Consider the following 19784-nt stretch of genomic DNA (forward strand, 5'->3'; position numbering starts at 1 on the left):
TTAAAATGTTAATCAATCAAATAGCGGTAATTTTGCGCATTAAATTTATTCAATTATGACAGGCACACTTAACAAAGTAATGTTGATAGGGCATACAGGAGATGATGTAAAAATGCATTATTTTGAAGGTGGAGGTGCTATAGGTAGATTTCCTTTGGCAACAAATGAAGTATATACCAATAAATCTACCGGTCAACGTGTAGAAAATACAGAGTGGCATAATATAGTTGTAAGAAATAAAGCAGCAGAGATCTGTGAGAAATATCTTAAAAAAGGTGATAAGGTCTATGTAGAAGGAAGGTTAAAGAATAGAAAATGGACAGATGAAAAAGGCTTGGAAAGATATTCTGTAGAGATACAGTGTACAGATTTCACTTTTTTAACTCCTAAAAATGAAACATCAGCACCTTCATCACAGCCTCAATCTCAATCTCCTCAAAATGGAGGTTATTCACAACCTAATACAGCTGTAAAAAACGATACCGCCTCAGGGCAATCAATGAATAATCAAGAAGAAGAGGACGATTTACCCTTCTAAGTTTAACTAAAATCATAGCCATTGGATCCAGATCCTCCCAGTTTAATTTCGTTATTTTTCTCTTTAGATATATCGCAAATATTCAGTTTTGTGATGATATTTGTGTTACTAATTTTCTCTGCTCTCATTTCTGGGGCAGAAGTTGCTTTCTTTTCGTTAACACCTTCCAACTTTATAACAGAAAATGGTAATAGAAGCAACAGCCAGAAGATAGTTGTAAAACTTCTTGAAAAACCTAAAAAGCTACTTGCAACCATACTTGTTGCTAACAATGCTATTAATATTGCTATAGTTCTATTGTTTAATGCCCTTACAGATGAGTTCTTTGGAAGAATGAATGCTGTGTTGTTTGGTGTTAACTTTAAATTTGTGGTAGAGGTAGGATTGGTAACTTTCTTAATCTTGCTCTTTGGGGAAATTCTTCCTAAAGTTTATGCTAGCCGGAATAATGTGAAATTTTCTAATTTCATGGCATATCCTTTAAACGTTCTCGATTTTATTTTTTCTCCCTTAAGTATTCCTATGCGCGCCATTACCATCTTTATTCATGAAAGATTGGGGAAGCAACGAAGTTATATAAGTGTAGATCATCTATCTCAGGCGCTAGAACTTACCAGAGATGAAGATACCACCCATGAGGAGCAAAAGATTTTAAAGGGAATTGTCTCTTTTGGGAATACAGATACAAAACAGGTTATGAAACCTAGAATGGATATTTTCGCCTTAAATGAAAGTCAGCCATTTAAAGATATCATACCAGAGATCATAGAAAATGGTTATTCAAGAATTCCTGTGTATAAAGAAAATGTAGATCAGGTTACAGGGATTCTATATGTAAAAGATATTCTGCCCTATCTTGATAAAAAAGAGTTTGACTGGACAAGTCTAGTAAGAGATCCTTACTTCATTCCTGAAAATAAAAAGTTGGATGATCTGCTTAATGAATTTAAGGTTAAGAAGATACATCTCGCTATTGTAGTAGATGAATATGGAGGAACCAGCGGATTGATCTCTTTGGAAGATATTATAGAGGAGATAGTAGGAGATATAAGTGATGAGTTTGATGATGAGGACTTAATATTCTCGAAATTAGACGATAAAAACTTTGTTTTTGAAGGTAAGACCCCTTTAAAAGATTTTTATAAGATCATTAAGCTTGAAGATGCTTCTAAATTTGAAGAGAATAAAGGAGAATCTGAAACTCTGGCTGGTTTCTTATTAGAGATCTCTGGAGGGTTTCCAAAAAAGAATGAGATCATCTTCTTTTCAAATTATAAATTTATAATTGAAGTGATAGATGATAAAAGGATAAAACAGATTAAATTGAGCATAGAAGACGTATGAGAAAGTTGATTTTTAGCATATTCATTCTATTGGCTGTTTTGAGTTGTAAAGATGAGGAACAGCCAAAGCCAAATGCTTTTCTGGCGCTAAATTATCCGGAAGCTAATTATACTACCATAGATCTTAATTGCTCCTATAGCTTTGAAATGAATCAAATTTCAAATATAATACAAGCACAAAATAATAAACCGTGTTGGATAAATATTAAATACCCATTGCTTGATGCGGCAATATTTCTAACATATCAGCCAGTTAATAACAACTTAGATTCTTTATTAACAGACGCTCAAAAACTTCCTTTACAGCATACCATAAAGGCAGATTTTATTGAAGGAGATATCTATGAAAATAAAGAACATAGAGCTTATGGTATGTTCTACGAAATAGATGGGAACGCTGCATCACAGGCAGAATTTTATATTACAGATAGCACGAAGCATTTTCTTACCGGATCTCTTTACTTCAACCAAAGACCAAATTTTGATTCTATTATGCCTGCAGCTGCCTATATAAAGAAAGATATGAGACATCTTATGGAAACTTTAAAGTGGAATTGAGTTGTTAATATTTTAAGTTTTAAAATTACAATCTTTCAATGTTTGGTGTTTAAACAAACACATTTCTCTATATAATAACTGTTTGTTTGTTATTAATTCATATTTTAGTTAAACTAATTATAAAATATGAGTTATGAGGCAAATTCAATTACGATGCGTTAGGTTGATATTTTTGCTATTTGTGTTTCCGTCAATATTAATGGCTCAGGAAACGCTTAACGGTAAAATTATTGACGAATCTACGGGAGAACCGGTGCCCTTTGTGAATGTTATTCAAAAAGGTACTTCTAATGGAACCACAAGTGATTTTAATGGTGTTTTCTCTTTAGAAGTCAATGCTCTCCCTACAATCTTGGTCTTTTCTTATATTGGTTTTGAGACTCAGGAGATTAATGTAACCAGTAATTCCCCCATGGCTATTAATTTTGCTCAATCTGCCGCAGCTTTAGACGAAGTTGTAGTAACAGGTTTGGCAACTTCTGTAAAAAGAACCAATTCAGCTAACGCTGTAGCTTCTATATCTGCTGCAGAACTTGTTGGAACTACCACACCACCAACTTTGGATGGTGCGCTATACGGTAAATTTCCAGGTGCTATTGTAAGTGCAAACTCCGGAGCTCCGGGAGGAGGACTTTCAGTTAAATTGCGTGGAGCTACATCTATACAAGGAAATACACAACCTCTCTATATTGTAGATGGAGTTTATGTAGATAACTCTTCTATAGCAGCAGGTTTAAACGCTGTATCTGGCGCCGCGGCGGGAGGTAGTGCTTCCAATCAAGATAACCCATCCAACAGGATTGCAGATATAAATCCGGAAGATATCGCAAACATAGAGATTTTAAAAGGGGCGTCTGCCGCCGCTATCTATGGTAGTAGAGCTGCAGCAGGGGTAGTTATTATTACTACCAAACGTGGAGTTGCAGGAGAAACTTCTTATAGATTTTCACAATCTGTAGGATGGACGGAAGTAATTAATCTATTAGGTGTTAGAGATTATAATGAAGATAGAGTAAGAGAATCTTTTGGAGATGCCGCTGTTCAGGATTTTATAGATGCCAGAGATGGTAATAGACTTGTAGATTATGAAGAGGAACTATTTGGGAATAAAGGGCTGCTTACTATAACTAACTTTAGTACTAGTGGTGGTGGAGAGAAAACCAAGTTCTTTGCCGGAGTAACGCACAATAGTGAAGATGGAATTGTTGCCAATACCGGATATGAGAAAATATCTTTGAGATTGAATGTGGATCATCGTGCTAATGATTTCGTGAAATTAGCGCTGAGTACTAATTACATTCATTCTTCTTCTGATAGAGGGTACTTTAATAATGATAATACAGGAACCTCAGTGGGAGTTGCTTTAACAGGAACTGTGCCTTGGTTGCAATTATTTCCAGACGAAAACGGGAACTATCCTGATAACCCATTAGGATCTTCCAATATCTTACAAACTAGAGATCTGGTAACTAATAATGAAAAGATCAATAGATTGATCATGGGAGGTTCTGCTAACATAGATCTTTACAGGAATGATAAGTCTAACTTAGAACTAATTTTACGTGGTGGTTTAGATTTTTATGGGTTTAATACATTGGCATTTTTTCCAAAAGAACTTCAATTTCAAAAACCTTCTAATGGAGGACAGAATGGTGTATCTGTGCAGGGAAGTACTCAAAATAAGAACTATAATCTATCTGCATTCTTAGTACATAATTACTTTACAGACAATAATATCAATTTTAGAACTCAGGCAGGTTTAACCAGAGAATATTTTGACAGAAATGGTTATTTAATTACCGCTACAGATCTTGTCGCTTCAGAAACAAATGTAGATCAGGCTACTAATACCGGTGTAGATCAAAATAGATTGAAGCAAGAAGATGCAGGTTTCTTTGCGCAAGAAGAAGTAAATTTTCAAGATAAAGTAATTGCAACAATTGGGGTGAGGGGTGATAAATCTTCGAACAATGGAGATGCTAATAAACTTAACTATTATCCAAAAGCTTCGGTTGCTTTAAACTTAAATGAGTTTGGCTTTTGGAATCAGAATTCAAAATTTAACCAATTAAAATTAAGAGCTGCTTATGGTGAGGCGGGTAACTTTCCACCAATTGGAGCATTGTTTACATCTTACAACAGTTTTACCAATGTAGGACAGGGCGGTGTAACATTAAAAGGAATTAGCCTTATTGGAACCAGAGGTAACCCAGATCTGAAGTCGGAAAGACAAAAGGAATTTGAAACAGGGGTAGACTTTGGATTTTTTAATGACAGGTTAACAGGATCTCTTACTTATTATATCAAAACCGTAGACGATCTTATCTTAAATGCTTCTAAAGAACCTTCCTCAGGATTTACTACAGAATTTGTAAATGCAGGTAGTCTTGAGAATAAAGGGGTAGAGATCGCGTTAAATGCAGCTATTTTTAGAGGTGAAGATTTTAACTGGGATTTTGGAATGAACTTTTTTAAGAACAAATCTGAGATCACCAGATTAGATGTTCCGGCATTTAATGCAGGTGGTTTTGGAGCCACGCTTGGTACCTTTAGAATTGAAGAAGGTAAAAGTGCTACTCAAATTGTTGGGATAGGGCCAGATCCAGATGCTAACGGTTTACAAAAGTTTGGAGATGCAGAGCCAGATTTTCAAATGAGTTTTAATAATTCTATAAGCTATAAAGGTTTTGATTTCAATTTCTTATGGCAATGGAAAAAAGGAGGAGATAATATCAATTTAACTGCGCTTTTAACAGATTTAAGTGGAACTAGTCATGATTATGATGAAATAGATCTAGATCCTGAAGGGCAGATTGGAAACGGGCCTTATCGTGTTAGTCAGTTAGGTTCTTCTGCAGCAGTATTTATTGAAGATTCTGGATATTTAAGATTGAGAGAGGTTGGTTTATATTATACTATACCTTCTGCTATTACAGACTCTTTCTTAAACGGAACCTTTGACAGAATTAAATTTGGTTTCTCCGGAAACAATTTGATTAATATTTTCGATTATAACAGCTACGATCCGGAAGTTTCCAACTTTGGAGGAGGTGGTATTTTTAATGCCGTTGAGGTAACTCCTTTTCCATCTTCCAAGAGATATATGTTTAACGTAGCCTTTAACTTTTAAAAAATATTAATATGAAAATTTTAAATAAAATATCAATCTTGATGGTTGCAGGCTTACTTACAACTTCCTGCACCGTAGAAGAGTTTTCAGATCTAAACGGTCCGGAAGTAGGTTCTTTGGTAGAAGATCTTTCTCGCGGTGATCTTCAGGATCTCGTGGGAGGAGTTTTTTATAGCATGAGAGTTGGTCTTGGAAATTATTATGACGATACCGGAGTTTTGGGACGTGAGTTTTATAGATTCTCAAGTTCAGACCCTAGGCTAACGGCAGATCTCTTGGGAAGAGAGAATGCCATTTTAGATAATAATACCTTTTATATTACCACGCCTTGGGCCGCAAGATATAGAACTGTAAAGAATGTAAATATTATACTAGAAGCATTAGATAACTCTACTGCAGATTTTACTGAAGGTGAATTAAATGCAACCGAAGGACTCTTAAAGACCATTAAAGCGCATGAGCTATTGATGAATTTAAATCTAACAGATGAAAATGGTATTAGAATAGATGTGAATGATCCGGAGAATTTGGGGCCAATTGTTTCAAAATCTGAAGCTTTATCTGCGATTAGAGCTATGTTAGAAGAAGGAGCTAGTAATTTAGCTGCTGGAGGAGATTCATTTCCTTTTAGCATGACTGCTGGTTTTGATGGATTTAACGATCCTTCTTCATTTTTAGAGGTTAATAAGGGGTTGTCTGCTAGAGTTGCCGCGTATCAAGAAGATTTTTCTGCCGTATTAAGCTTTTTGGGAGATTCTTTCTTAGACCTTAATGGAGATCTTTCTGAAGGTATCTACTATGTTTTCTCAGATGATCAGAACGACCTTCCTAATCCGGTATTTTTCCAACAAAATGCTTCTGCTGCTGGAGTTAGAATTGTTCAGCCAGATTTCATTACAGATGCAGAGGCTGGGGATGATCGTATAGATGCTAAGACAAGCTTGAGAGATGAGACCATTACTTTTGATGGCCTTTCTGGAGATTATGATTTCTTTGTATTTAAGTCTAGAACAGATAATGTTCCAATAATAAGGAATGCTGAACTTGTTTTACTTTATGCTGAAGCTAATATTAACACCAATCCGGAGGAAGTGGTGAAAGCATTAAATGTAATTAGAAATGCTGCCTCGCTATCAGATTATTCTGGTGCAAATACCGCTTCTGCCTTAACTGCAGAAATGTTGAAGCAAAGACGTTATGAGCTATATGGAGAAGGGCATAGATGGATTGATGCCAGACGTTATGATATTTTAAATACCTTACCTATAGACAGACCGGGAGATGATGTGTTTACACAATTCCCTATTCCACTTACCGAGAATGAGTAGTTAATTAATAATTATAATTCTATAATTAGTCCAATGTGTCGAGAGATGCATTGGATTTTTTATTGTTGACAATTGCCTATTTTCGCCTACTTAAATCTTATTCTGAAGCAATGCCGGTAAAAAATCTTAAATGGGTCTATTTAGTTCTTCTTTCTATAGTTTGGGGAAGCTCATTTATCCTGATTAAAAAAGGACTCGTAGGATTAACTCCTCTTCAATTGGGTTCTTTCCGAATTCTGTTTGCAGCTTTTTTCTTACTCTTAGTTGGATTCAAAAGTTTGTTAAAACTAAATAAAAGTCAGTGGAAATGGATCGTGATCTCTGGTTTCTTGGGTTCATTTTTTCCTGTATACCTCTTTGCTTTTGCAGAAACAGAAATAGATAGTGCTGTGGCATCCATCTTAAATGCAGCAACACCCTTAATGACCTTGATCTTTGGAGTATTATTCTTTAAACTGGCGTTAACTCAAAATAAAGGAATTGGAGTTATCATTGGGTTGCTTGGTACTTTAGGGTTGATCTTTAGCGGAGCGCAGGTTAATCCAGATCAAAATTATTTTTATTCCATTTTGGTAATAATTGCAGCTTCCTGCTACGCTATCAATGTAAATATTTTAAAGCGATATATGCATGATATCTCGGCACTGGGTATCACTACCGGAAATTTTTTAGTGCTTGCAATTCCTGCATTTATAATTTTATTATCTACAGGCTTTAATTTTGATGATATAAAAGTTGATTCTGAGATTGGAATCTCTGTATTCTTTGTAATGATCCTGGGGGTTATAGGAACCGGTATAGCGATGATAATCTTTAATAGGTTGATACAGATCTCAGATCCTGTATTTTCTACTTCAGTAACTTATACTATTCCTCTGGTGGCTTTGGGTTGGGGATTCTTAGATGGAGAGAAATTTAGTTTACTTCAATTATTTTCAGCTTTGATTATTTTATTAGGTGTGTTTTTGGTGAATAGAGCTAAGAACCTATATACATCAAATAAAAAAACCGGCCTCTAGAGACCGGTCTTTCCAACATTAACAAAAATAATTATTCTTCAAAATCTGCATCGCTTACTCCTTCATTTAATTTGATAGAAGAAACGTTGAATTCAAAAGATTGTGGTCCAAAAGACTGAGAAATTGTAAATGGAAATTTAATTCCGTCAACTTCCTGGTAGTTGGAGTACAAAGTAGGGATAGACATTGTCTGTCCTGCTTGAGATACTGTTTTTACAGACTTCACTTTAAGTCCAGACTTAACATCATAGTAAGATGTAGTTTGCTCGTTTAGAGAAACTGCATATGCATCCTGACCTTCAACCTGCTCAATTCCCATCACTTTAGCTCCTTCAGCATTTAGCTCAGGGAAGGTATTGGCATCTTGTTTTGCAGCCGCAATTTGCTCTTCGTTAAAAGGCATTTTTTGTCCTTGCATAACAGCATATCCGGTAGTTCCATTAAAGATCTGCTTACTCATAGCCTGTCCAGCCATAGACACTACAGTAGAAGATTTTCCATTTGCAGTAGTTTTAGTTTCAAGATCTAATTTTTGTCCTTGAATTGTTGCTTGTGCCATAAGTACAACACTTTCCACTTTTTTAGCAGCTTCTTTACCACCAATAGCGTTCAAATATTTGTCAAAAACAGTTGCTACAGTTACAGAAGCATCTACGGTTTTGTTAAATTCTGGCTTTTTAATTTCTTTAGCTTGCTTATCAAAATACTTTACAGGGATGTCTTTTCCATTGTAGGTAAGGTTCTCTAAACTTTCTGCAACATCACTACCTTTTCCTGCAATTACAATTCTTGTATAGTCTACCTGGAAATATTTTTTAGCTACTCTCTGAACATCTTCTGCAGTTACGGCATTTATCTTTTTAAGATAGTTTTGGTAGTAATCTTTAGGAAGATTTTCCGTTTCAATGTTTAAAGCATATTGAGCTATTGTTGTTGGGTTTTCTAATGCTCTCACAAAGTTTCCAACATATTTTGCTTTTGCTAAAGCCAATTCTTGAGTAGAAACTTTTTCATTTCTAATTCTATGAATCTCATCTAAGAAAGCAACAACAGCACTATCTGTTACGGCATTTCTTACACTAGCGCTAGCTACAAAAGAAGATACATATTTATCATCATCTGTTCTAGAGTAGGCTCCATAAGTGTAACCTTTATCTTCTCTAAGGTTGTTGAATAATCTTCCTTCACCACCACCACCAAGAACTTGGTTAGCAATAATAGCCGGGAAATAATCTGCATCTCCTTTTTTAAGTTTGATAGTATTTACTAAAGCAACTTCACTTTGAACAGCATTTGGCATGTTTAAGAAATCTACCTGAGTGTACTGAACGTTTTTAGGTTCTGGCAAGGTAAAAGTTGGAAGCGTACCTTTTTTCCAAGAGCTAAATCCTTTTTTTACTAGATCTTTAGCTTCTTTAAGGTTGATGTCTCCTACTATTACTAAATATGCATTTTGAGGCACAAAATAATTGTTGTAGTAAGATTTTACATTGTCTAATGTTAAGGTCTCTACAGTTTCTTTAGTAACCATTTCCCCATAAGGGTGATTAGTTCCAAAAGCTAATGCAGATCTTAGTTTTCTAGCATTTGCTGCAACATCTTTCTCATCAGATTTTAATCCTTCTAAAAATCGCTCTTTAGCTTTGTCAAATTCTTCTTGAGTGAATTTTGGATTCAATGCTCCATCTGCCATCAATTCTAAGATTCTAGGAAAATACTTAGATAAACTTCTTGCTGAAGCTCCGCTAGAAAAGTAATTTAAGTTTGCACCTAAATAATCTATTTCTTCATTAAAAGCGTCTTTCTCTACAGAAGTTGTTCCTGTTCCTAAAAGATCTCCGGTAAGTGTAGATATACCTGCTTTTGCTCCTTCTGGATGTGGAGGATTGTCCATAGTAAGCGTCATACTCACTCTTGGAAGTTTATGATTCTCCACTAAAAGTACTTTTAAACCATTATCTAGCTTAAAAGACTCTGGAGTACCTAAGTTTATTTTGGGAGCCGGACCCGGTTGAGGTTGCTTGCTTCGGTCTACTTGGGCTTGAATTCCAAACGAAACAAGAAATAAAATGGCTAATGCTGTTATTTTATTTTTCATCATTGTATTTTTAATTTTTATCTATTCAGAATCAGCTGCGCTATCCTCTTTTGGTAAGTATTTTAATACTAATCTTTGATTTGGATTAAGATATTCATTTGCTACTCTTTTAATATCTTCTCTAGTAATAGAGCGGTAGATCTTTATCTCATCATTTATCAAATCTGTATCACCATAAAGCATTTGGTATCTAGCCAAAGAATTTGCAATTCCTTCTATGCTGCTGTTAGAGTTTACAAATTGATTTTCAAAAGTATTTTGAAGTTTTTCGTATTCTCTTTCTGAAATTAATTCAGTTTGAAGTTTTTTGATCTCCTCATCAGTTTCCGCAACTATAGTATCTAAAGCTACATCTCCTAATGGAATACCAAAGATCACATACTGCCCGTAATCTTCCTGGCTAATGTTGAAAGCACCAATTTGAAGCGCTTGTTTTTGCTCATCTACCAATTTTTTATAAAGTCTAGAAGATTTTCCTGAAGTTAATACAGAAGAGATCATGTCTAAAACATAAGCATCCTTGTTCTTCATAGAAGGTGTTCTATAAGCAGTAACAATTGCAGGTAATTGAATGTTAGGATCATTATACGTTGCATTGATTTGCTCTGTAATAGGCTCCTCTTTAATATTAATAGGTGTTACTTCATTTCCTTTTGGAATTGGAGCGAAATAATCTTGAATCATTTTCTTTGTTTCTCCAATTTCAATATCTCCAGCTACTACTAATGTAGCATTGTTAGGTGCGTAGAATTTCTTGTTAAAATCTCTAAACTCTTCTAAAGTTGCAGCATCTAAATGATCCATAGATCCAATAGTTGCCCAACGGTAAGGGTGATTTTTAAAAAGATTCTTTTTAACCTCTGCTAAGATCTGCCCATAAGGAGAGTTATCTACACGCAATCTTTTTTCTTCTTTTACAACTTCATTTTGAGTGTCTACACCACCTTGGTTAATAATAGGATGTAACATTCTCTCAGATTCCATCCATAATCCTAATTCTAGATTGTTAGATGGAAAGTTCTCGTAATAGTAAGTACGGTCATCTGTAGTGTTAGCGTTGTTAGCACCACCATTAGCAGAAACTATCTTAAACCATTCCCCTTTATCGATGTTCTCTGTACCTTCAAATAAAAGGTGTTCAAAGAAGTGAGCAAATCCTGTACGTTCAGGATTTTCGTTTTTTGCTCCTACATGGTACATCACTCCGGTGGTTACTACGGGTGCAGTTTTATCCTGATGTAAGATGACATGTAAGCCATTATCAAGATCGTACTCGGTAAATTCAACTTCTTGTGCGAATCCGGTAACTCCAAGAATTAGCGCACAGGCTGATAATTTAAATTTGTTGATCATTTTTTTTGAATATTTTTATTAATGTAGGTATAGGTTGCTCAAACAGTGAAGTTGTTACATTATATCAGAAAATTTAACAATTAGCCCTATTTTTAGTTCCACAAAGTTTAAAGATGTTAAAATTAACAGCGTATTAAGTAAATTACTGATGAATTTTAAAGAACTTTAGAAAAGAAAAAAATAAAAGAATGAAAACATTAAGTATCCCAATTAAATATGGAGTTGCTATTTCTGCTGGATTAATAGCTTATTTTTTAGTCCTTGCGCTTTTTGAAGTGCATACCCAACCGGCGTTTAGTTTATTTAACGGTGTAATTATGGGCTTTGGAATGTATGAAGCTATAAAACATTATAGATTAGAGAAAGGTGACAATTTTAAATATCAAAAAGGCTTCATGGCACTTTTGCTAACGGGTTTTAACGCTAGCATTATTTTCACCATATTTTTTGGTCTTTACTCCACAGAATTTAATCCTGATTTTTTAAATCAATTGTTGAGTATGTGGAGATCAGACTATGATACTAGTGTTGGAATTGTAATTTTTGTAGTTGCCGTTATGGGGTTTGCTACCACCTTTGTACTTACACTTTCTTTTATGCAGCTATTTAAAGATTCTTGGAATGCAGGATCAGGAAAAAAACAACAGGTACGAAAATAATCAAAGACTTTGTGAATTAATTATTTAGAAGTATATTTGCACCCGCTTGTGGAAAATTTGCAAGCAATTTATTTAAATAATTAATTTAATTATACGCTATGTACGCAATTGTAGAGATAGCAGGGCAGCAATTTAAGGTTGCAAAAGACCAAAAGGTATTTGTACACCGCCTAGCAGGAGAAGAAGGAGATAAAGTTTCTTTCGATAAAGTTCTTCTAACAGGTGATGGTGACAATTTCACTTTCGGCGCCCCAGCTATAGACGGTGCTTTGGTAGATGCTAAAATCACCAGACACGTAAAAGGAGACAAAGTTATTGTCTTTAAAAAGAAAAGAAGAAAAGGTTACCGTGTGAAGAATGGTCACCGTCAATCTTTAACTGAGATTTCTATCGTTGGAATTACACTTCCAGGATCTAAGAAAAAATCAGAACCGGCTAAAAAAGAAGAAGCTAACACTTCTAATGATTTAAGCCAGAACACTGTTGCTGAATTGAGAGATATGGCAAAAGATAAAGGAGTTGAAGGTTACTCTTCAATGAAAAAAGCAGAATTAATTGCTGCTTTAAGTTAATTTAATAGTTTAAAAACGAAATAAAATGGCTCACAAAAAAGGAGTTGGTAGTTCCAAGAACGGTAGAGAATCAGAATCAAAACGCTTAGGTGTAAAGATTTTTGGTGGTCAAGCTGCTATCGCGGGAAATATCATCGTTAGACAAAGAGGTTATACACACAATCCAGGAGAGAATGTGTATGGAGGAAAAGATCATACTTTACATGCCAAAGTTGACGGTCTTGTAAAATTCACTAAAAAGAAAAATAATAAATCTTACGTTTCTATTGAACCGTTTGAAGCTTAGTATTTTCTTTTATAGATTTATAAAAACCCTTTCTGTTTTCAGAAAGGGTTTTTTTGTACTTTTAATCGAATCAGAATTTATTGAATATGAATTTTATAACGGTTTTCTCTACTCCTAATTCTTTTCAAATTGCAATTATTCGAAATCTCTTTGATATGGAAGGTATCGCTTATAGAATTTTCGATGATGTGATGAATAGCGCCGCAGGAATTGCAGGTTTAGGAAATCATGGGGTAAGAGTGCAAGTAAGTGAAGACGATTACATTAAAGCCCGTTATATCATAGACAAGGCTGAGTTTTAGATTGCTCTGCTTAAATTAGTTTATCTTTTATGAGATGCGGAAATAAATTCAGCATGATGTAAATAAAATTACGTCACCCCTTGAGCGGAGTCTTCGGGTTTATAAAGATTACTTATAAAACATCTCGATTTCGCTCAATGTGACCTTCAAAGATTTAATTTCGAAAATATCATTTAGAAAGTATTAAAGCATAAAAAAAGCTCCCACAAAATATATGTGAGAGCTTTTTAATATTAAGGTTTTATGGAACTAGTATCTGTAATATTCTGGTTTGAACGGTCCTTCAACAGTTACTCCAATATATTCTGCTTGATCTTGAGATAATTCTGTAAGCTCTACACCAATTTTCTCAAGGTGAAGTTTAGCCACTTTTTCATCTAGATGCTTTGGTAGCATATAAACTTCATTTTTATAATTATCTGTATTTTTCCAAAGTTCGATTTGTGCTAAAGTCTGGTTTGTAAATGAGTTACTCATTACAAAACTTGGATGACCAGTAGCACAACCTAAGTTTACAAGCCTACCTTCCGCTAAAAGAATAATGTCTTTGCCATTGATGGTATATTTATCTACTTGAGGCTTGATCTCAACTTTAGAATTTCCGTGAGTATTGTTTAACCAAGAAACTGCAATCTCATTATCAAAATGACCAATATTTGCTACAATAGTCTTGTCTTTCATCGCTTCAAAATGTTCTGGACGCACAATGCCTTTATTTCCTGTAGTGGTAATAACGATATCTGCTTTTTCAAGAACATTTTCTAATTTCTTTACTTCAAATCCATCCATTGCAGCTTGAAGTGCGCAAATCGGGTCAATTTCTGTAACAGTTACAATAGAACCCGCTCCTTTAAAAGATGCTGCAGTACCTTTTCCAACATCACCATATCCACAAACAACAACTCTCTTTCCGGCTAACATCACATCTGTAGCTCTTCTAATAGCATCTACAGCGCTCTCACGACATCCGTATTTGTTATCAAACTTCGACTTTGTAACAGAGTCGTTCACGTTAATTGCAGGCATTGGAAGCGTTCCATTTTTCATACGCTCGTATAAACGGTGAACTCCTGTAGTAGTTTCTTCAGAAAGTCCTTTAATACCATCTGCTAATTCTGGATATTGATCTAAAACCATATTGGTAAGATCTCCACCATCATCAAGGATCATGTTCAATGGTTTTCTATCTTCCCCAAAGAATAAGGTTTGTTCTATACACCAGTTAAATTCTTCTTCATTCATTCCCTTCCATGCATATACAGGAACTCCAGCGGCAGCAATTGCAGCGGCAGCCTGATCTTGTGTAGAGAATATATTACAAGAACTCCAGGTTACATCTGCTCCTAAAGCCGTTAATGTTTCTATAAGAACAGCAGTCTGGATAGTCATGTGTAAACATCCTGCAATTCTAGCTCCTTTTAAAGGTTGTTCATCCTTAAACTCTTCTCTAAGAGACATCAATCCCGGCATCTCTGCCTCAGCAAGTTCAATTTCTTTTCTTCCCCAATCTGCTAGGGAAATATCTTTAACTTTATAGGCCGTGTAAGGCACTGTTTTAGTAGACATATTATTATATTTGATTTATAGCAATTTTTCTTTTGCAAAAGTAAGTAATATATAACAAAAATTTATGCCACTTTACAAAACAATAACAGTGAATGCTCATACTAAAGTCTTCATTTGGAAGGTAGAAGAGTCTTTAGAATGGTTGAGTAAAGACATAGATTTAACGCCACATTGCCAAAAGCGAGTGAACGGTATGAAATCTGAGCTTCACAGAAGAGGTTTTATGAGCATACGGCATTTAATGGCAGAAGCAGGTTATGTAGATGCAGACCTTTATTATGATTCTTTAGGAAAACCACACTTAACAGATGATATGCATATCTCTATTACGCATTCTTATAATTTCACCGGGATTATCATTAGTAATGAGAAAGTTGGAATAGATATAGAAATGCAGCGAGATAAGATTCTTAAGATCGCAAATAAATTTACGCCACTAAAAGAATATCATACCGTAGCTAATGCTGAAGCTTTAATTAGAAAACTTACCATTGTATGGGGTGGGAAAGAAGCAATTTATAAACTATTTGCAGAACCCGGTTTGGGTTTCCTTCAACATATCAATATACACGATTTTGATTTTGAAGATCACCAAACTACAGCAAAGATTCTTTTTAAAGGCTTAAGTGCCGGGTATGATCTAAATTTCTTAGAATTTGAAGGTTTTACCTGTGTGTATGCTAGAGAAGAGAGTGAGTCAAAAAAGGGAAGCGCTTAATTAATGAACTCACTTTATTTTAATATACTTCAGAATAAGAATTCTGGCAGACCTCATTTAGCGGTATTAATAGATCCCGATAAATTTGAAGCTGCTACTGCATCTATATTCTTTCAATCACTTCCTAGTTACGTAAATTCTATTTTTGTTGGGGGTAGTATAGTAGAAAGATCTAAAACAGAAGAAGTAGTAATTTGTATAAAACAATTTACCTCACTACCTATAATTTTATTTCCTGGTGATCATTCCCAGATCTCCGATAAAGCAGATGCATTATTATTCTTAAGTTTAATTTCGGGAAGAAATCCGGAGTATTTGATCGAGCAACAGGTAAAATCTGCAGCTCAACTCAAAAATTCAAAACTAGAAATTATTCCAACGGGGTATATTCTTGTAGATGGAGGTGCTGAATGCGCTGTACAAAGGGTTAGCAAAACTTTGCCACTTTCTCAAAACGATATAGAAACAATAGTAGATACTGCTTACGCCGGAGAACTTTCCGGAAAGAAATTAATATACCTCGAAGCTGGTAGTGGTGCTAAAAACCAAGTAGCTTTAGAAATTATTTCAAGAGTAAAAGAAATTATAAGTATTCCGCTAATCGTGGGAGGTGGAATTAGATCTATCATTCAGGTAAATGATACTTATAAGGCAGGTGCAGATATTGTGGTAGTTGGAACCGCCTTTGAGAACAACGTGTTTTCTGATTAGGTTTTGTGCCATGTTATCTTTTAATCTGTACAGACTATGAGATTATAATTGGTATTTTTGAATTAAATTATCATAGAAATAATTAGAACATGGAAATTTCAGTAGAACTTACTTTATCCCCACTTCAGGATAATTACGAGCCTGCCATTATCAATTTTATAAAAAGCTTAAGAGCATCTGGGCTTATTATTAAAGAAAATCCTTTAAGTACTCAGGTTTACGGAGATTATGATAAGGTGATGGAAATCTTAAATAAAGAGATGAAAATAGCCTTAGAAGCAGTAGATAGAGGATTGATGTATATTAAGATCGTAAAATCTGATAGAAGCGATTATGCAGCCCATTTTTGATTTTTTCTTTGGACAGTATTACAATTATCCCACATTCTACATCATATTAGAAGTTATAGCCGTAATCTTTGGGTTTCTGTCTGTTTGGTATTCTAAACAAGAAAATATTCTTGTGTACCCTACCGGAATCATTAGCACATTGATTTTTGTATACCTTCTCTGGCAATGGGGGTTATTGGGAGATATGATGATAAATGCCTATTATTTTTCTATGAGCATTTATGGGTGGTATATCTGGACGAGGAAAGTGGATGCTGTTCACTTTACGCCAGTAACCGTGATGACTAAAAAAGAACATTTAAAAGCTGTCTTTTTGTTTATTGGCACCATGGTTTTTGTTTATGCTGTTTATAATTATTTTGATAAATGGAATAATTGGACAGCCTATGTAGATACTATCACTACAGCTGTATTCTTTGTGGGAATGTGGCTTATGGCACTCAAAAAAATAGAGAATTGGATCTATTGGATTATAGGAGATCTTATTTCTGTCCCCCTATATTTTTATAAAGGACTTACCCTCACTAGTTTTCAATATTTATTATTTACTGTAATTGCCGTTTATGGCTATCTAGCATGGAAGAAAAGCTTAAACAAACAACTGCAAACTGCGTAAAGGCGGTATTATTTGGTCCGGAATCTACCGGTAAAACCACTTTGGCAAAAAGGCTTGCAGCTCATTACAATACGTATTGGGTGGAAGAATATATGCGGGAATATCTTCAGAAGAAATGGGATGAAAAAAAGCAGGTTTGTACACCAGAAGATCTTATTCCTATTGCAGAAGGACAAATGGCAGCAGAAAATAGATTGAGTAGATCTGCCAATAAAGTATTATTTTGTGATACCAATTTATTAGAGCTAAAGGTTTATTCTGAAGCTTATTACAACGAATTTTGTGACCCTGAACTTCATAAACATGCGTTAAACAATTGGTATGATATTTACTTTTTAACTAATATTGATGCCCCTTGGGTTAAAGATGACCTAAGAGATAAACCTCATGATAGAGAGGGAATGTTCGAGAGATTTAAAAGCACCCTACTGTTGTATGAACGTCCTTTCGTTATTCTAGAAGGAAGTGAAGAGCAAAGATTTACCAAAGCAGTCTCGGTTATTAATAAACTTTTAAAGATAGAAAATTGAATTTTACACAGGCAGATATACAGCAAATTGAAAATAAAGGTATTGCATTAAGCGAAATAGAAGAGCAATTAAAAATTTTCTCTCGTGGTAATCTGCCGGTAAATATTGCTGCAGCAGCTACGGTTGGAGATGGTATAAAACAATATTCTGAAGCAAGACAACAGGAACTTAAAAAATTCTATGAAGATCACAAATCAGAATATAAGATCTTAAAATTTGTGCCTGCTTCTGGGGCAGCTACCAGAATGTTTAAAGCAATACATGTATTCTTAAATGAATTTGATCCAGAGCGAGAAGAGTTGTCTAATTATCTTAAAAAAATAGATAACGATAATCTTAATAGGTTTTTTAGAAATTTTGAAAAATTACCATTCTACAAGGAATCTGTAGAGTTTGCAAAAAAAGATAATTCGAACTTTGCTGATCTAGCCGATGATAAGAAGAAAGTTTTGATAACCAAAGCTATGTTATTTTCACCAGGATTAGATCTTTGTGATCATCCAAAGGGATTAGTTCCTTTTCATAAATATGACGATCTAATAGCTACAGCTTTTGAAGAACATCTCTACGAAGCAGCGTTATATTCTGAAGTAAATGGAGAATGTGATCTGCATTTTACAGTTTCAGAAGAACATAAAGAGAAATTTGAAAACGAGTATAACCGTATCTTAGAGAGAGTAAATAAGAAAACGGGGATAAATTTTAAAGTAACCTATTCCTATCAAAATCCTAAGACAGATACTATCGCTGTAAATAAAGACAATACTCCCTTTAGGACAGTAGATAATGAATTATTCTTTAGACCCGGTGGGCATGGAGCTCTTATAGAGAATTTGAATAATCTTGATGCAGATGTTGTCTTTATAAAGAATATAGATAATGTTGTGAAATCTTCTGAAGTAGATAACATGGCCAACTTCAAGAAAGTTCTTGGGGGAAAATTATTGTTACTTCAAGATCAATGTTTTGAGCATTTAATTAATCTTGATAATCTTAATCTTTCAGATGAAGAGTTAGAACAAATCAAGGTCTTTTTAAATGAAAAACTCAATCTAAGTTCTAAAGAAGATTTTAGTACACTTTCTAAAGATGAAAAGATCAAATATTTGCAAGATAAACTTAACAGACCGCTAAGGGTTTGTGGTATGGTAAAGAATGAAGGAGAACCAGGAGGTGGGCCATTTTTAGTGAAAATGGAAAATGGAGAAAGATCACTTCAAATTATTGAAAGCGCACAAATTGATACAAAAGATATTCATCAAAACGAGATCGCTCAAAATGCAACTCATTTTAATCCTGTAGATCTTGTTTGCGGGATAAAAGATTACCAAGGAAATCTGTTCGATCTAAATCTCTTTGTAGATCCAACAATGAGTTTCATTGCTGAAAAAACTAAAGATGGAAAACCTTTAAGAGCTTTAGAAAGACCTGGGTTATGGAATGGGGCAATGGCAAAATGGAATACCGTTTTTGTTGAAGTTCCAGTGCAAACATTTAATCCCGTAAAAACAGTCTCAGATCTTTTGAAGGCTAGTCATCAGATGCAATAAAAATGGCCAACTTAGACCAACTAGTTCAGGAATTAAGTTTTAAAGCAGTGAGAAGTTCGGGTGCGGGAGGGCAACATGTTAATAAAACATCTTCGAAAATTATTTTATCTCTAGATCTTGAAAATTCTCAGGCATTTTCTGAAGAGGAAAAATCTCAGGTTTTAAAGAAGTTATCTTCCAGACTTACGATTGCCGGAGAGCTAATTTTAGAAAGTCAAGGTAGTAGAAGTCAGCATAGAAATAAAGAGGAAGCTATCTCAAGGCTGCTGGATATAATTAAAGATGCTCTTAAAAAACCTAAACCTAGAAAAAAGACCCGACCTACCAAAGCTTCAAAATTAAAGAGATTAAGAGAAAAGAAGATAAGATCTGAGAAGAAAGGGAATCGTCAAAAACCCTCCGTTTAAAATCGTTATTGTAGAATCTTGCTACATGAATTTTTTCAATTGTATAAAATTCCACATAAATAGTATCATTTAAAAAAGTTCAACAGTCCTCGATGTATTATCAATACAGTGTTTTGATAAAAGATCTATTCTATATTTCTTTGGTACAAT

Annotated in this window: 20 protein-coding genes; 17 read left to right on the forward strand and 3 right to left on the reverse strand. The window is 34.5% G+C overall.

Going from position 1 to position 19784, the window contains the following annotated elements; genetic code table 11:
* Nucleotides 1-55 precede the first annotated feature (55 nt).
* The 6 genes from BLT84_RS05245 (at nucleotide 56) to BLT84_RS05270 (ending at nucleotide 7916) form a co-directional block, all read left to right on the forward strand.
* A complete protein-coding gene (locus BLT84_RS05245; protein ID WP_034886949.1) occupies nucleotides 56-538 on the forward strand; it encodes a single-stranded DNA-binding protein in 483 nt (160 codons plus the stop codon).
* Nucleotides 539-559: 21 nt separating this feature from the next.
* On the forward strand, nucleotides 560-1882 hold the full coding sequence (locus tag BLT84_RS05250) for a gliding motility-associated protein GldE (RefSeq protein ID WP_034886948.1): 1323 nt from the start codon (nucleotides 560-562) through the stop codon (nucleotides 1880-1882).
* Nucleotides 1879-2439, forward strand: coding sequence for a gliding motility lipoprotein GldD (gene gldD, locus BLT84_RS05255; protein ID WP_034886947.1), 561 nt, complete (start codon nucleotides 1879-1881; stop codon nucleotides 2437-2439). Before BLT84_RS05250 ends, gldD begins: the two co-directional genes overlap by 4 nt.
* 133 nt (nucleotides 2440-2572) lie before the next feature.
* Entirely contained in the window at nucleotides 2573-5569 is a 2997-nt protein-coding gene (locus tag BLT84_RS05260; RefSeq protein WP_091263384.1) for a SusC/RagA family TonB-linked outer membrane protein, read from the forward strand.
* Between the two features lie 11 nt (nucleotides 5570-5580).
* Nucleotides 5581-6897, forward strand: a complete 1317-nt coding sequence (locus BLT84_RS05265; protein ID WP_091263385.1) for a RagB/SusD family nutrient uptake outer membrane protein — start codon at nucleotides 5581-5583, stop codon at nucleotides 6895-6897.
* A 110-nt stretch (nucleotides 6898-7007) separates the two neighbouring features.
* Complete coding sequence (locus BLT84_RS05270) at nucleotides 7008-7916, forward strand: DMT family transporter (protein WP_091263387.1); 909 nt, start codon at nucleotides 7008-7010, stop codon at nucleotides 7914-7916.
* A 31-nt stretch (nucleotides 7917-7947) separates the two neighbouring features.
* Here BLT84_RS05270 and BLT84_RS05275 read toward each other — a convergent pair whose 3' ends face one another.
* Together BLT84_RS05275 and BLT84_RS05280 are read right to left on the reverse strand one after the other, a co-directional pair.
* Nucleotides 7948-10014 carry a M16 family metallopeptidase gene (locus BLT84_RS05275; protein WP_091268034.1) on the reverse strand — a complete coding sequence of 689 codons (2067 nt, stop codon included), beginning with the start codon at nucleotides 10012-10014 and terminating at the stop codon, nucleotides 7948-7950.
* Between the two features lie 21 nt (nucleotides 10015-10035).
* On the reverse strand, nucleotides 10036-11367 hold the full coding sequence (locus BLT84_RS05280; protein ID WP_034886943.1) for a M16 family metallopeptidase: 1332 nt from the start codon (nucleotides 11365-11367) through the stop codon (nucleotides 10036-10038).
* 188 nt (nucleotides 11368-11555) lie between these two features.
* Here BLT84_RS05280 and BLT84_RS05285 point away from each other — a divergent pair, with 188 nt between their 5' ends.
* From BLT84_RS05285 to BLT84_RS05300, 4 genes are all read left to right on the forward strand, one after another.
* Complete coding sequence (locus tag BLT84_RS05285; protein WP_034886942.1) at nucleotides 11556-12026, forward strand: DUF4199 domain-containing protein; 471 nt, start codon at nucleotides 11556-11558, stop codon at nucleotides 12024-12026.
* Nucleotides 12027-12124: 98 nt separating this feature from the next.
* The gene (rplU, locus tag BLT84_RS05290; protein WP_034886941.1) at nucleotides 12125-12598 is read left to right on the forward strand and encodes a 50S ribosomal protein L21; all 474 of its coding nucleotides are present in this window, start codon (nucleotides 12125-12127) and stop codon (nucleotides 12596-12598) included.
* 25 nt (nucleotides 12599-12623) lie between these two features.
* Nucleotides 12624-12884: a 50S ribosomal protein L27 gene (rpmA, locus tag BLT84_RS05295; protein WP_034886940.1), complete on the forward strand. Its 261-nt coding sequence runs from the start codon at nucleotides 12624-12626 to the stop codon at nucleotides 12882-12884.
* A gap of 86 nt (nucleotides 12885-12970) precedes the next feature.
* The gene (locus tag BLT84_RS05300) at nucleotides 12971-13186 is read left to right on the forward strand and encodes a DUF2007 domain-containing protein (protein ID WP_034886939.1); all 216 of its coding nucleotides are present in this window, start codon (nucleotides 12971-12973) and stop codon (nucleotides 13184-13186) included.
* Nucleotides 13187-13435: 249 nt separating this feature from the next.
* On the opposite strand, the gene ahcY is transcribed toward BLT84_RS05300, so the two are convergent.
* Complete coding sequence (ahcY, locus tag BLT84_RS05305) at nucleotides 13436-14752, reverse strand: adenosylhomocysteinase (RefSeq protein WP_034886938.1); 1317 nt, start codon at nucleotides 14750-14752, stop codon at nucleotides 13436-13438.
* Between the two features lie 64 nt (nucleotides 14753-14816).
* Between ahcY and BLT84_RS05310 the strand changes: the two genes are divergently transcribed.
* From BLT84_RS05310 to arfB, 7 genes are all read left to right on the forward strand, one after another.
* The gene (locus BLT84_RS05310; RefSeq protein ID WP_034886937.1) at nucleotides 14817-15470 is read left to right on the forward strand and encodes a 4'-phosphopantetheinyl transferase family protein; all 654 of its coding nucleotides are present in this window, start codon (nucleotides 14817-14819) and stop codon (nucleotides 15468-15470) included.
* Nucleotides 15471-15473: 3 nt separating this feature from the next.
* Nucleotides 15474-16181: a geranylgeranylglyceryl/heptaprenylglyceryl phosphate synthase gene (locus tag BLT84_RS05315; RefSeq protein WP_034886936.1), complete on the forward strand. Its 708-nt coding sequence runs from the start codon at nucleotides 15474-15476 to the stop codon at nucleotides 16179-16181.
* 89 nt (nucleotides 16182-16270) lie between these two features.
* Nucleotides 16271-16531 (forward strand): thiamine-binding protein, encoded by a 261-nt coding sequence (locus tag BLT84_RS05320; protein ID WP_034886935.1) that lies wholly within the window; start codon nucleotides 16271-16273, stop codon nucleotides 16529-16531.
* A complete protein-coding gene (gene pnuC, locus BLT84_RS05325) occupies nucleotides 16515-17147 on the forward strand; it encodes a nicotinamide riboside transporter PnuC (RefSeq protein WP_091263389.1) in 633 nt (210 codons plus the stop codon). Before BLT84_RS05320 ends, pnuC begins: the two co-directional genes overlap by 17 nt.
* Nucleotides 17108-17677 (forward strand): AAA family ATPase, encoded by a 570-nt coding sequence (locus BLT84_RS05330; RefSeq protein ID WP_091263391.1) that lies wholly within the window; start codon nucleotides 17108-17110, stop codon nucleotides 17675-17677. Before pnuC ends, BLT84_RS05330 begins: the two co-directional genes overlap by 40 nt.
* Nucleotides 17674-19227 (forward strand): DUF4301 family protein, encoded by a 1554-nt coding sequence (locus BLT84_RS05335; protein ID WP_091263392.1) that lies wholly within the window; start codon nucleotides 17674-17676, stop codon nucleotides 19225-19227. The genes BLT84_RS05330 and BLT84_RS05335 overlap by 4 nt, the downstream gene beginning before the upstream one ends.
* A 2-nt stretch (nucleotides 19228-19229) precedes the next feature.
* Nucleotides 19230-19634 (forward strand): alternative ribosome rescue aminoacyl-tRNA hydrolase ArfB, encoded by a 405-nt coding sequence (gene arfB, locus BLT84_RS05340; RefSeq protein ID WP_091263394.1) that lies wholly within the window; start codon nucleotides 19230-19232, stop codon nucleotides 19632-19634.
* Nucleotides 19635-19784 lie beyond the last annotated feature (150 nt).

The sequence above is a fragment of the Gillisia sp. Hel1_33_143 genome (assembly GCF_900104765.1).
In the GTDB taxonomy this organism is placed as follows: Bacteria; Bacteroidota; Bacteroidia; order Flavobacteriales; family Flavobacteriaceae; genus Gillisia.